Source organism: Amycolatopsis magusensis, from assembly GCF_017875555.1.
Classification (GTDB): domain Bacteria; phylum Actinomycetota; class Actinomycetes; order Mycobacteriales; family Pseudonocardiaceae; genus Amycolatopsis; species Amycolatopsis magusensis.
Genome location: NZ_JAGGMS010000001.1, coordinates 630,830 through 643,614 on the forward strand (window position 1 = coordinate 630,830; position 12,785 = coordinate 643,614).

The following is a 12,785-nucleotide window of genomic DNA, read 5'->3' on the forward strand; positions in this document are numbered from 1 at the left end:
TTCCCGCGACCAGCGTATTCGCGTCGGGGGCAGGGTTCGACCCCGCCCCGCGGTGAAAAGGAGGAACTTCAGCCCGCCCGCAACGCGGTGTCGTGCTGGATGGCGTGCTGGACCACCGAGATCAGCACCTGCTTGGCCGAGTCGCGCTCGCGCGCGTCGCAGGCCATGATCGGTACCGACGGGGAGATGGTCAGCGCGTGCCGGACGTCCTCGATCTGGTGGTGCAGCAGGCGGTCGAAGCAGTTGATCGCGACCACGTACGGCAGCTTCCGGTTCTCGAAGAAGTCGATCGACGGGAACGCGTCGGACAGCCGCCGGGTGTCCACCAGCACGACCGCGCCGATGGCCCCGAGCGCCAGGTCGTCCCACATGAACCAGAACCGGTGCTGGCCCGGCGTGCCGAACACGTACAGCACGATGTCCGAGTCCAGGGTGATCCGGCCGAAGTCCATGGCCACCGTGGTGGTCGTCTTGTTCGGCGTCGCCGACACGTCGTCGACGCCGGAACTGGCCTCGGTCATCGAGGCCTCGGTGGTCAGCGGGTCGATCTCGGAGACCGCACCCACCAGCGTGGTCTTTCCCGACCCGAACCCGCCCGCCACCACGATCTTCGCCGACGAGGTCGGACCCGCGGCCGCCGACGTGTTCGCGTCGGAGCTAAATTCTCCGAAGCCCACTGAGCACCCTTTCCATGAACTCGATACTCGGCCGGTCCCCGACGACCGTGTTCCCGCTGTGCACGAGAACCAGGCCGAGTCCGGCGACGTCACCAATCAGCACCCGCACCACACCGAGGGGCAGCCGCAGGTGCGCGGCGATCTCGGCGACCGACCGGGTGTCCAGGCACAGGTCGCAGATCGACCGGTGCTCGGGCACCCGGACCGAATCGATCAGCCTGCCCCGTTCACTGGTCGAGATCAAGGCCTCGATGGCCAGGTCGTAGGTGGGTTTGGTCCGCCCGCCGGTCCGGAAGTACGGCCGGACCAGTCCGGAGGTCTCCACCGGCTCTTCCGGTGGCGTGCTCGGGCGCGCGGACGGGATGAACTGCTCGGGTTCCGGCTCGTCGGGGCCGCCGAAGGCGGTGAACCCGCCTGCCGCGTCCCGCAGCGAACCGCCGCCGACGCCGTACAGCTCCGAGACCGGCCCGCTGAGCAGGCGGTCGCGGAAGTCGTCGACGTTGAAATCGGCGGGCCCGCGCGTGGCGGGTGGTTCCCCCGGATCGAGCCAGGAGGCCGGATCGGGGGCCGCCGGCTCCGGCGGCAGGTCCTCCCCGCCTCTCCTGGACCGCCATTCGCGATCTATGCGATCGCGGAAGCTCTTCCAGTCCTCTCCTGCGACCTCGCCCCCACGGCTGTCCGAAATGTTCGAGTTGTCCGACTCATTCGGCCAACGCGCACTGGAGAAGTCGTCGTCGAAACGACGTTCGCCTCTCGAGCGCCCCGAGTCCACGGTTATCTCCTCTGTGTCCCGCGGCCCGCCCTAGCGGCGGGCAGCGCCCTGCAGCTGAGCGCGCAGTTCCGGGGTCATCTGCTGGCCGACCCGTTCGACCAGCAGGGTCATCTCGTAGACGACCAGCCCGATGTCGCTGTCCGGTGCGCCCAGCACCGCCAGGCACGAGCCGTCCGAAACCGACATGAGGAACATGAACCCGTTGGCCATCTCGACGACCGTCTGCGCGACGGCTCCACCGTCGAACACCTTCGCCGCCCCGCGCGCCAGGCTGGTCAGCCCGGACGCCACGGCCGCGAGCTGATCCGCCCGGTCCTTCGGCAGCCCTCGTGAGGCCGCCAGCAGCAAGCCGTCCGCCGAGACCACGACCGCATGCGCGGCACCGGGTACCCGGTGCACGAAATCGGTGATGAGCCAAGCGAAACTGCCCTGCTGACCGGCACCCGGCTGCGGCACCGCCTTACCAGGCTGCGGCTGCCCGCCCGGCTGCACTGACCCCGCCCGTGTCACTCTCACTCCTTCGCGCTTGGTTCAGTAGGTCGTTCCGCCGCGCCGCCCTCTGCGACGTCCGCGTACGTGTCCGGCTCCGTGTGGCCGGCCTCCGGATTCTCCTGGACGGCATGCCTGCCGCTCTGGTAACCCCGCTGGAAGCTGACCATCCGGCTGCGCGCGACCGAAGCAGATCGGGTCGTCAGTGCCGGAGCTGCTTCCGCCTGCGCGGAGGAATTATCGGTGAAAGCACTCTGGTCCGTCGATTCCCCGGTCACCGATCCGGGGACCAGGTAGGCATTGGGCACCCGTTTGGGCAGGCCGGCCTCGGTGACCTCCTCGCTCTTGTCCTCCAGCAGCGACTGCGCGGCCTGCCACCCCTCGTCCGAGGCGCTCTGCCATCCACCATCGCTCACACCCGCTCCCTCTCGCCCCTCCGGCGCGGCCGCGGCCTCCTCTGGCGAGTCCACGGGCCAGCCGGGCTTTTCTTCCGGTTCGGTCTCCTCGGCTTCACTGAACCACCGGGAGAGCACGGACTGGTAGATCGGCAACCGGCGAGTCGGGACGTCGTCCTCGAGCGCGCTGCGCGCGCCCTCGGCCGAGTCGTCCGGCTCGGGACGGCCCATGGGCGGCACGAAGGTCGGTTCACGGGTGGGCAGGGCCAGCGGGAAGGGCTGTTCGGGACCGTGCCCGTTGGAGTCGGCGCGCTCGACCCGGCCCGCCCCGTTGGACACCGGGCTGCTGGTCACCGTCGGGTGCGCGTTCTCGTCGAACTCGTCGACCGGGAAGCCGAGGTCGTCCACCGGCCGCTTCGGCAGCTGGGAGGCGGCCAGCGGCGCGGCCTGCGGCGGCTCCGGCGCGTCGCTGAGGAACGGGCCCGCCGCGCTGGACGAGCCGTGGACCAGGTCGTCGAGGCTGATCGGCTGGTCAAGCGCGACCAGGCCGCCGGAGCCGGTGTGCCCGGACGGCGGCGCCGCGGGCACCGGGGTCTGCGGGCGGCTGATCTCGGCCGGTTGCTCGGGCGGCGCGGCCGGGGTCAGCGGGGTCAGCGTCATCGGCGAGGTCAGCGAGTCTGCGCCCAGCGCGCTCTGCGGCTGCTGCCTGCCGAGCGGGGCCATGTTCGGCATCGAGGACTCGGACCGCGGGCGCTCGGTGACCGGGACGGTGGTCAGCAGCTGCGGCGGGACGACCACCCTGGCGATGATGCCGCCGTCGATGTCCTCGTTCTCCCGCAGCTGCACCTCGATGCCGTGGCGCTGGGCCAGCCGCGCGACCACGTACAGGCCCATCCGCCTGGTCACCGAGACGTCCAGGTCGGGCGGGTCGGCCAGGCGGCGGTTCGCCTCGGTGATCTGGTCGTCGGACATGCCGACGCCCTTGTCGGTGACCTGGATGGCCAGCGCGCGGCGGCGGGTCATCACCGCGCGCACGGTCACCTTGGTCTCCGGCTCGGAGAAGTAGGCGGCGTTGTCCAGCAGCTCGGCCAGCACGTGCACGAGGTCGTGGATGGTCAGGCCCTGCACCGCGACGTCCGGGATGACGCCGACCTCGACGCGCGAGTACTGCTCGATCTCGGACACCGCGGCGCCGATCACGTCGGCGGCGGGCACCGGCCGCGGCACCGACTTCGCCAGCCCGGCACCCGAGAGCACCAGGAGGCTTTCACCGTTGCGACGGAGGCGGGTGGCGAGGTGGTCCAGCTCGAACAGGCTGGCGAGGTGGTCCGGGTCCTGCTCGTCGGCCTCGAGCCGGTCGATCACGCCGAGCTGGCGCTCCACCAGCCGCTGCGAGCGGCGGGACAGGTTGACGAAGATGCCGTTGACGTTCTCCCGCAGCATCGCCTGCTCGGCGGCGAGGCGCACGGCCTGGGCGTTGACCACGTCGAAGGCGCGGGCCACCTGGCCGATCTCCTCGGTGGTGTGCACCGGCACCGGGTCGATGGCGCGCTCGGCGGCGGCCTTCGGGTCCGACTCCGACATGATCTTCCGGACCGCTTCCGGCAGGTGCCGTTCGGCCACTTCGAGCGCGTTCGTCCGCAGGCTGCGCAGGGGCAGCAGCATCGAGCGGGCGACCACGAACATCAGCGTCAGCGCGATCAGCAGTCCGGCCAGGATGCCCGCCGAGACCAGGATCGTCGTGCGCTGCTCGGTACCGGCCAGCCCGCTGGTGTAGGAGCCCGCCTCGTCGAGCAGGCGGTTCTCCACCTGGCTGATCAGGTTCAGCGTGGCCGCCGAGGACTGCGCCACCGCGCCGGGGTCGATCGCCACGTTGATCTTCGCCTCGGCCCGCAGCAGCGCCAGCTGCTGGTACTGGAAGCGCCGGGAGACCAGCTCACCGGTGATCGTGTTCGAGTAGTCCTGGCGGGCCTGCGGGGTGGCCACGTTGGTGAAGGCGTCGATCTGCGAGACCAGGTTCGCCTCGGCGGTGTTGATGCTGGAGAGCTCCGCGGGCTCGAAGCTGCCGCGGATCGCCGCGTTGCGCAGGAAGGCGTTCTGCTGGGCCGAGTACTCCTTGGCGTGCGACAGCGCGGCCAGCGCGTCGTGCCGGTCCTGCAGGCCCTTGTCGGTGACGTCGGCGCCGAACTCGTCGGAGACGGCCAGCAGCGCGTCGATGACACCGGCGTAGGACTCGAGCGCGGCCAGCGCGGCGAAGGAGGTGTCGTTCGCCGAGACCCGCAGCTGGCCGAGGCCGTCGAGGCGGGCGGTGGCCTGGCCGAACAACGCGGTGGTCACCGGGTCGTCGATGCCCTCGACCTCCGGCGCCTCGCGCAGCGTGGCGGAGGCGCGGTCGGTCCTGGCGATCTGGTCGTCCAGCTCACCGCGGCCCGCCGGGCGGCCGGAGACGATCCAGGCCGACATGGTCTCGCGCTCGGACTGCAGTTCGTCGACCGTGCTCGCGACCTTCTGGCTCAGCGCGATGCGCTGCTCGGCGCGGTCGTAGACGCCGATGTCCTCGAAACCGTTGTAGACCCGCAGGCCACCGAGGAAGAGCGCGGCGATGGTGGGCAGCAGGAACACCACGATGAGCTTGTTGCTCACGCGCCAGTTCTTCAGCCCACGGGTCCGCTGACCCCCCGGTGGCGGGGTGAAGGAGGCGCCGGCCCGCGACGTGGTTACTCCGTTCGGGCCGTCCTGAGTTGCCGCGTCATTACCTTCTGCGACACGAGGGTGCGCCGAGGACACCGCCTTGCGACCGTGCTCCCCGCTCGTGAGCTGGGGCACCGAGGAGTTCCTTCCCGTTTTCGTTGCATCCGTCCGGTGGCAACCAGGTTCCCACGCGCCGGGAGGTCGGGCAGCCCGATCCGCCCGGCTGGGTCGCCGGCACGCCGAGGCCACCCCAAGCCGGGCACATGACACCGATCACCCGATTGGGGCTAGAGGGTATCGATAACAAGCGCGAAACGGAAGCAGGGCGACCTGCGTCACTCCCGCGAACGGAGCAACTGTCAAGCGACCGAAATTCGCTCCCCAGCACTACGGTGATCTTCCCGCTGACCTGGTGATCTTGGGGTGAAATTTTGGCGACGAGCGCCTGTTCCCAGGATGTGGGAGGCGGGCCCGGACCTGTGGAAACAGTGTTTTCCCTAGTCCCCGACGGGTCGCGACGCGGATCACCCCTGCTTGACGCGCCCCGGAGGACTGAACCATTCTTCGGCCCAAAGCGCCGTGTGCCCGCTTCGCACCACTGGGTGAGCCCGGAACGTCACGTGCTACCAGAAGTAGCACTCCGGAGTGACACCGCTCGGACCGGCGCACGGTGGCTAGTCGAGGAAGGAACAAGTCGACCATGGCCAAGGCGTCTTCGACGCGCAGGAGGATCGCGCTCGTGTGCGCGGTAGTCACGCTGGGAGCGGCGGCGGGCGCCTGCTCCGGCGGCACCGACGCGGTCCCGGGCACGAACAGCGCCGCCCAGAGCATGCTGGACCGCGCGCCGGTCGCCACCGAGGCGGAGCTGGCGGCCAGCCCGACCGCGCAGGCGATCAAGCAGCGGGGCGAGCTGTTCATCGGTGCTTCGCTGGAGACCCCGCTGATGTCCCAGCAGAACCCGACCACCGGTGAGGCCGAGGGCTTCGACGCCACGCTCGGCAAGCTGCTCGCCAAGTACATCCTGGGCGAGCCCAAGCGCAAGATCATCACCACCACCCCGCAGATCCGGGAAGCGCTGATCCAGAACAGCACGGTGGACGCGGTCATCCAGAACTACTCGATCACCGCCAAGCGCGCGGAGAAGGTGGCCTTCGCCGGGCCGTACTTCATCTCCGGCCAGGCCGTGGCCACGCTCAAGGGCAAGCCGGACATCTCCCGGCCCGAGGACCTCAACGGCAAGAAGGTGCTGGTCGCCACCGGCAGCACCGGCGCCGGGGTGGTCAAGGAGCTGGCCCCGCAGGCGCAGCAGATCTCGTTCAACACCGACCCGGAGTGCGTGCAGGCGCTGGAGCAGGGCCGCGGCGACGCCTGGGTGAAGGACCTCCCGGTGATCGCCGGCGAGACCAAGCTGAACGACAAGATCCAGCTGGCCTCCGGCACCTTCGGCAACGACCCGTACGGCATCGGCATCAAGCACGGGGACGACGCGTTCAAGAAGTTCGTCAACGACTGGCTGAAGAAGATCCAGGACGCCGGGCTGTGGCAGCAGGCGTACGAGGAGTCCCTCGGCACGGTCATCCCGGGTGAGACCCCGGCGCCGCCCGCCATCGGCTCGGTCGCCGGCTCCTGATCCGCCGGTGGGCGGGGGCCGCGTGCTCCCGCCCGCCCCGGGCAGGCCCCACCAGGATGAACGTCTTCCTCGACCACCTCCCCGACTTCGGCCGCGGTGTGCTCACCACGATCGAACTCACCGTGCTGTCCTTCACCGGCGCCATGCTCGTCGCGCTGGTGGTGGTCTCGTGCCGGGTGTCGCCGGTCAAGCCGCTGCGGGCCTTCGCCATCGCGTACGTGGAGGTCTTCCAGAACATCCCGCTGCTGCTCTGGCTGATCCTGATCATCTTCGCGCTGCCCGAGATCGCCATCAACTTCGACCTGTTCCTCTGCGCGGTGCTCGCGCTCTCCCTGTACTCGGCGGCCTACTACGCCGAAGCGCTGCGCTCGGGCATCAACTCCGTGCCGAAGGGTCAGGCCGAGGCCGCCAGGGCGCTCGGGCTCGGGTTCCTTCGCACGCAGAGCAGCGTGGTGCTGCCGCAGGCGCTGCGCTCGGTGCTCCAGCCGCTGTGCAACATCACCATCGGGCTGCTGATGAACACCGCGCTCACCGCGGGCACCGGCCTGTTCGAGCTGACCGCCGCGGCCAACGCGGTCAACGTGATCACCTCCGACCCGCTGCCGGTCTACATCGGCGCCGGGGTGGTCTACGGCCTGCTCGCGCTGCTCATCTCGCTGGTCACCTCGCGGTTGGAGAAGAAGCTGGTGATCCACCGGTGAACGTGCTCTTCGACGAGCCAGGGCCCAGGGGCAGGCGCCGGATCCGGATCGCCACCGCGCTCGCGTTCCTGCTGGGCCTGGGCGCGCTGGCCTTCGCGCTGTACCAGTTCGGCGTGAACGGCCAGCTCGATCCGGCGAAGTGGCAGCCCTACGGCACCTGGCCGATGTGGAAGTACCTGCTCAACGGCCTCGGCGGCACGCTGCTCGCGGCCGGTTTGGTGCTCGTGCTGGCGATGCCGCTGGGCCTGCTGCTCGCGCTGGGCCGGTTGTCGCAGCGCCGCTGGATCCGGCTGCCCGCGCGCACCTACATCGAGGTGTTCCGGGTGGTGCCCGCGCTGCTCATGGTGTTCATGATGCTGTTCGCGCTGCCGCGGTACGGGCTGGACCTGCCGACGCTGTGGAAGCTGGTGGTGCCGCTGACGCTGAACCGGTCGGCGCAGCTGGCCGGGGTGTTCCGCGCGGGCATCCTGTCGCTGGACGCCGGTCAGGGCGAAGCGGCGGCCGCGCTCGGGCTGCGGCCGAGGCAGGCGATGTGGCACGTGATCCTGCCGCAGGCGCTGCGGCACGTGCTGCCGTCGCTGATCAGCCAGACCGTCGGCACGGTGAAGGACACCTCGCTGGGGTACGTGCTGAGCTTCGCCGAGGTGATCACCATCGGCAAGCAGCTGGCCTCGTACAACCGGTACCTGGTGCAGACCTACCTGGTCGTCGCGCTGATCTACTTCGTCGTGAACTTCACCCTGTCGAGGCTCGGGCGGTGGCTGGAACGCCGGGAGCGCCGGGTCGGTCACGTGGCCGCACCCGCCGATCCCGGCATCGTCTGAATCCTCGCTTTAGAACGGGTGCTTACCCTGCGCCCGTGGGCGTGCAGCAGGAAACCCGGACTCCGCTGAGGTACTGGCTCGCCGTGTTCTCGGTGACGGTCGGGACCTTCGTCATCGTCACCTCCCAACTGCTCCCGGTCGGGCTGGTGCCGCAGATCGCCGTGGCGCTCGGCGTCTCGGAGGGCACGGTCGGGCTGACGCTGACCGTGCCCGGGTTCGTCGCCGCCTTCGCCGCGCCCGCGCTGACCGTGGCCGCGAGCCGGTTCGACCGCAGGCTCATCCTCACCGGGCTGAGCGCGCTGCTGGTGGCCGCGAACCTGGTCAGCGCGATCGCGACGGACTTCACCGTGTTGCTGATCGCGCGCATCCTGGTCGGGCTGAGCGTCGGCGGGTTCTGGGCGATCGCGGGTGGGATCGCCGTGCGGCTGGTGCCGGAAGCGGTGGTCGGCCGGGCCACCGCGACGATCTTCGCCGGGGTGTCCACGGCGACCGTGGCGGGCGTGCCCGCCGGCAAGCTGCTCGGCGACCTCGCCGGGTGGCGCACGGCCTTCGCGGTGCTCGGCGTGGTCGCGCTCGGCGTGCTCATCGTGCAGGCGTTCCTGCTGCCCGCGCTGCCCGCCGCGCGCACGACGAAACTCGGCGACCTGCTCTCCCTGTTCCGCCACCCGGAGATCCGGATCAGCTTCGTCGCGGTGTTCCTGCTGGTGATCGGGCACTTCAGCGCGTACACCTTCATCACGCCGATCCTGCGCGAGTCCGGCGGCACCCCGCCCGCGCTGATCACCGCGCTGCTGCTGGCCTACGGCGGCGCGGGGTTCGCGGGCAACTTCCTCGGCGGCACCGCCGCCTACCGGCGACCACGCCGCACGCTGATCGTCGCGGCGGCCGGGCTCGGCGGTTCACTCCTGCTCTTCCCGATCGTGGGCCAGACGCTGCCCGGGTTGATCGCGCTGCTGCTGGTCTGGGGGACGGCTTATGGCGCGGTGCCGGTGAGCCTGCAGATCTGGCTGGGCAGCGCGGTGCCGGACCGCCGGGAGATCGCCGGGGCCCTGTTCGTCACCGCGTTCCAGGTGTCCATCTCGCTCGGCGCGTTGTTCGGCGGGCTGTGGGTCGACTCCCTCGGCACCATCGGCGTGCTGCTGTTCGGCGGCGCGCTCACCGTGCTCACCTCGGCCGGGCTGCTCCTGGTGCAGCGGTCAGCCGTGGACTAGCTCCGACCACCGGCGCACGGCGTCGGCGTCGACCGGCTCCACCCAGCCGAGGGGCCGCACCCCGGACCCGACGTGGAACGCCCGCACCCCGGCCTCGCGCAACCGCGCCACGTGGTCCGCGCGCAGGCCGCCACCCGCCATCAACATCGGCGGTTCTTCGTGCGAGGCCAGCTGTTCGAGCACGCGGGCACCTTCGGTGACCCCGTCGGCGTGCCCGGCGGTGAGGATGGTGTCGCAGCCGAGGCGCGCGGCCCTCGCGTAGGCACCGCGCACGTCACGAGCGTTGTCGACCGCGCGGTGGAAGGTCCAGCTCGCGCCCTGGAGATCCCGCACGAGCGCGCGGGTGGCCAGTTCGTCGACCCTGCCCTCCTCGGTGAGGAAGCCGAGCACGAACTCCTTGGCGCCCAAGGCCAGCAGCTCGTTCGCGCGAGCCCGCAGGGCGTCCAGATTGGCCGCCAGGAAGGAACCGGACTCGCGCAGCATCACCCGCACCGGCAGGTCGGTCGCGGCGAGCACCTCGCGCACCACCGCGTCGGACGGGGTGAGCCCGTCGAGCGCCATGTCGGTGACCAGTTCGACGCGGTCGGCGCCGCCGAGCTGGGCCTGTTCGGCGTCCCGCGCGTCGAGCGCGATCACTTCCAGCAACCCCTGGTCGCGGCTCACTCGAGTCCCTTCTCCCGTTGCCGGTCGCGCACGTAACGACCGCGCTCGACCCCGTTCTGCAGACTGGACATCCGGCCGCGGACGGCGTCGGGGCTCAGTGTGAGCACCGCCTGCTCCGCGTTCGCGCGGCGGTGCCGGGCGGCCGGCTCCTCCCCTGGCCCCTCCGCGTCGCGGAACCAGCGCGTGAGCACCTCGGCGTAGGCGGGCATGCGCTCGGTGGGGCCGTCGATACCGGCCTCGTCCTCGACTTCGACGTCGTCCTCCGTGGGCCATTCCGGCGGTTCGAACTCGTGCACCGGCGCCCTGGCGGGCGGGTCGATCGGGCGTCGCGGCTCCGGCGGCTCGGGGTCGTAGGCGGGCCAGTCCGGCTCGTAGGGCTCGTCGTAGGCCTCGTCGGGCCACGACGGCTCGAACTGGGGCTCGGGTTCGGGCTCCGGTTCCGGCTCGGGTTCCGGCTCTGGCTCTGGCTCGTACCGCGGCTCGGGTTCCGGCCGGGCCACCACGATCTCGGCGGGCGGCTCGCTGAACGACGGCAGCACCGCCACCGGCTCGGGCGGCAGCAGCGAGACCGGGGACGACACGCTGACCAGCTCCGGCGGCACCACCACGGTCGCGGTCATGCCGCCGGTGCGCCGGTTCGCCAGGCGCACGTCGATGTTGTGCCGGTTGGACAACCGCGCCACCACGTAGAGCCCCATCCGGCGCGACACCTCGACGTCCACCTTCGGCGGGTCGGCCAGGCGCGCGTTCGTCCGCCGGACCTCCGCCTCGGCCATCCCGCTGCCCCGGTCCACGATGTCGATCCGCCAGCCGCCGTCGTCGAGCACCAGGCTCACCACGGACACCGTGGTGGCGGGCGGCGAGTAGGCGGTGGCGTTCTCCAGCAGCTCGGAGATCACGTGGACCAGGTCGCTGACCGCCTCCGCGCGCACGGTCAGCTCCGGCGCCGCGGGCAGTTCGATCCGCTGGTAGTGCTCGACCTCCGACAACGCGGCGCCGATGATCTCGTCCGCGCTGACCGGCCCGGCCACCTCGCGCGCCGGATCGGTCCCCGAGAGCACCAGCAGGTTCTCGCTGTTGCGGCGCATGCGGGTGGCGAGGTGGTCCAGTTCGAAGAGGCCGCCGAGGATGTCCGGGTCCTGCTCGTCGGCCTCCATCCGGTCCAGGACGGACAGCTGCCGCTCGACCAGCTCCTGGCTGCGCCGCGACAGGTTGACGAACATCGAGTTGACGTTCTCGCGCAGCCGAGCCTGCTCCCCCGCCAGCCGCACAGCCTCGCCGTGCACCGCGTCGAAGGCCCTGGCCACCTGGCCCAGTTCCTCCTTGCTGAACACCGGGACCGGCGCGATCCGCGGCGCCGACGGCGAGCCGGGGTACGGCGGTTCCGGGTCGGTGAGGATGCCTTCGACGGCCGCGGGCAGCCGGTGCTCGGCGACCTCCAGCGCGCTGCGGCGCAGGATCCGCAGCGACCGCAGCAGCGAGCGCGTGACGATCACCGCGAGCACCCCGCCGAACAACACGACGCCGAGCACGATCGCCGAGTCGCGGATGGCCGAGGCCCTGGCGTCGGCGGCGAGCGTGTCGGTGCGGGTCTGGCTGGACTGCTGCAGCGCGTCCTCGACCTGGCGCACGAGGTTGATGGTGTAGGTCGACGCGATATCCCACTGAATGGGATCGAGACCGGTCAGCGGCTGGTCGGTCTCGGACCGGCGCAGCACCGACTCGACCATGTTGTTGCCGTTGTCCACGACCATGCCGAGCACGGTGTCGTCGTACATCCGGCGTTGCTCCGGCGTGGCGAACTGGCGGAAATCCTCCCGCGCCGCCTCGAATTCGGCTTCCGCGCCGAGCAGCGCCCGCGTGCGGTCCACGCTGAGCGACCCCTGCGCCAGCGCTTCGGCGAGCACCGCGCGCTTGACCGACATCGTGTCCTTCACCTTGGCCAGCGCGTTCACTGCCAGTCGCAGGCGGGACAGTCCCGGATCGGTGATCTCGGCCGCGGATTGATCACCGACCGTGAGCGTGGCGGTGATCAGGTCGCTGTAGGACCGCAGCACCGAATCCGGCGGGAAATTGGAGAACTCCCCGGCATATCGGAGGCCGGTCAGCCCGGCCAGCTGATCGCGCAGTCGGCCGAAATCGGCGGCGACCTCGGGGGCCAAGCCGGATTCGGTATCGCTCAGCACACGTTCGAACGCCCCGAGCGATTCGTTGACCTTGTCGCGCTGCCCGCGCAACTCGTCGATGCCGGTTTTCCGCTCAGTGGCGACAAAGCGGACGGTGAGGTCGCGCTCACGCTGGAGGCGGTGGGTCAGCTCGGCGAGTGCCGTGTCGACCTTCACCCGGGTGGCCGCTTCGGCCAGCCTGCCCGCTTCGCCGAGATCCAGCCGCACCCGCAGGCCGACCAGCGTGATCACCGCGATGGTCGGGATCAGCAGCACGGCGAACAGCTTCGTGCGCAGCCGCCAGTTGCGCAGCCGCCACCGGCCGCCGGGGTCCCCGGTCAAACTCTGCGCAGATGTGGAATCCGTCGCATAACCCTTTCGGGGCTCGTTTCCGCGACGGTTCACCTGGCTTCCTTTTCCACCCAGCTCGTTCGAACGCGGGCCAGCCGCCGGTAACCTACTGGAGAGTAGTGCACGACTCGAGTAGTCCGATGGTAGCTGTCCGCCAGCACCGCCCTTGCGGCGATGGTATGGGCAGAAGCCTTTAAGCTCCAAACAGATGCGAGT

At 70.5% G+C, this 12,785-nt stretch carries 10 protein-coding genes; 4 read left to right on the forward strand and 6 right to left on the reverse strand.

Features of this window, described 5'->3' with window-relative positions; translation table 11 throughout:
- Positions 1–68: 68 nt before the first annotated feature.
- Genes JOM49_RS02945 through JOM49_RS02960 form a run of 4 tightly spaced genes read right to left on the reverse strand, consistent with a single transcriptional unit; the run spans position 69 to position 4,976 of the window.
- The gene (locus tag JOM49_RS02945) at positions 69–677 is read right to left on the reverse strand and encodes a GTP-binding protein (RefSeq protein ID WP_209662833.1); all 609 of its coding nucleotides are present in this window, start codon (positions 675–677) and stop codon (positions 69–71) included.
- Complete coding sequence (locus JOM49_RS02950) at positions 658–1,449, reverse strand: DUF742 domain-containing protein (RefSeq protein WP_209662834.1); 792 nt, start codon at positions 1,447–1,449, stop codon at positions 658–660. Before JOM49_RS02950 ends, JOM49_RS02945 begins: the two co-directional genes overlap by 20 nt.
- 30 nt (positions 1,450–1,479) lie before the next feature.
- Entirely contained in the window at positions 1,480–1,959 is a 480-nt protein-coding gene (locus tag JOM49_RS02955) for a roadblock/LC7 domain-containing protein (protein ID WP_372443963.1), read from the reverse strand.
- Between the two features lie 2 nt (positions 1,960–1,961).
- Entirely contained in the window at positions 1,962–4,976 is a 3,015-nt protein-coding gene (locus tag JOM49_RS02960; RefSeq protein WP_282770439.1) for a sensor histidine kinase, read from the reverse strand.
- A gap of 787 nt (positions 4,977–5,763) precedes the next feature.
- Between JOM49_RS02960 and JOM49_RS02965 the strand changes: the two genes are divergently transcribed.
- The 4 genes from JOM49_RS02965 to JOM49_RS02980 are packed head-to-tail and all read left to right on the forward strand — an operon-like array spanning position 5,764 to position 9,390.
- Positions 5,764–6,654 carry a glutamate ABC transporter substrate-binding protein gene (locus tag JOM49_RS02965; protein WP_282770440.1) on the forward strand — a complete coding sequence of 297 codons (891 nt, stop codon included), beginning with the start codon at positions 5,764–5,766 and terminating at the stop codon, positions 6,652–6,654.
- 56 nt (positions 6,655–6,710) lie between these two features.
- Complete coding sequence (locus JOM49_RS02970; RefSeq protein ID WP_209662836.1) at positions 6,711–7,355, forward strand: amino acid ABC transporter permease; 645 nt, start codon at positions 6,711–6,713, stop codon at positions 7,353–7,355.
- Positions 7,352–8,179, forward strand: coding sequence for an amino acid ABC transporter permease (locus JOM49_RS02975; protein WP_209662837.1), 828 nt, complete (start codon positions 7,352–7,354; stop codon positions 8,177–8,179). Before JOM49_RS02970 ends, JOM49_RS02975 begins: the two co-directional genes overlap by 4 nt.
- A gap of 35 nt (positions 8,180–8,214) precedes the next feature.
- Positions 8,215–9,390, forward strand: coding sequence for an MFS transporter (locus JOM49_RS02980; RefSeq protein WP_209662838.1), 1,176 nt, complete (start codon positions 8,215–8,217; stop codon positions 9,388–9,390).
- Here the strand turns inward: JOM49_RS02980 and JOM49_RS02985 are convergent.
- Entirely contained in the window at positions 9,376–10,053 is a 678-nt protein-coding gene (locus JOM49_RS02985) for a copper homeostasis protein CutC (RefSeq protein ID WP_209662839.1), read from the reverse strand. The genes JOM49_RS02980 and JOM49_RS02985 overlap by 15 nt on opposite strands.
- The gene (locus JOM49_RS02990) at positions 10,050–12,623 is read right to left on the reverse strand and encodes a sensor histidine kinase (RefSeq protein WP_209662840.1); all 2,574 of its coding nucleotides are present in this window, start codon (positions 12,621–12,623) and stop codon (positions 10,050–10,052) included. Before JOM49_RS02990 ends, JOM49_RS02985 begins: the two co-directional genes overlap by 4 nt.
- Between the last annotated feature and the right edge of the window lie 162 nt (positions 12,624–12,785).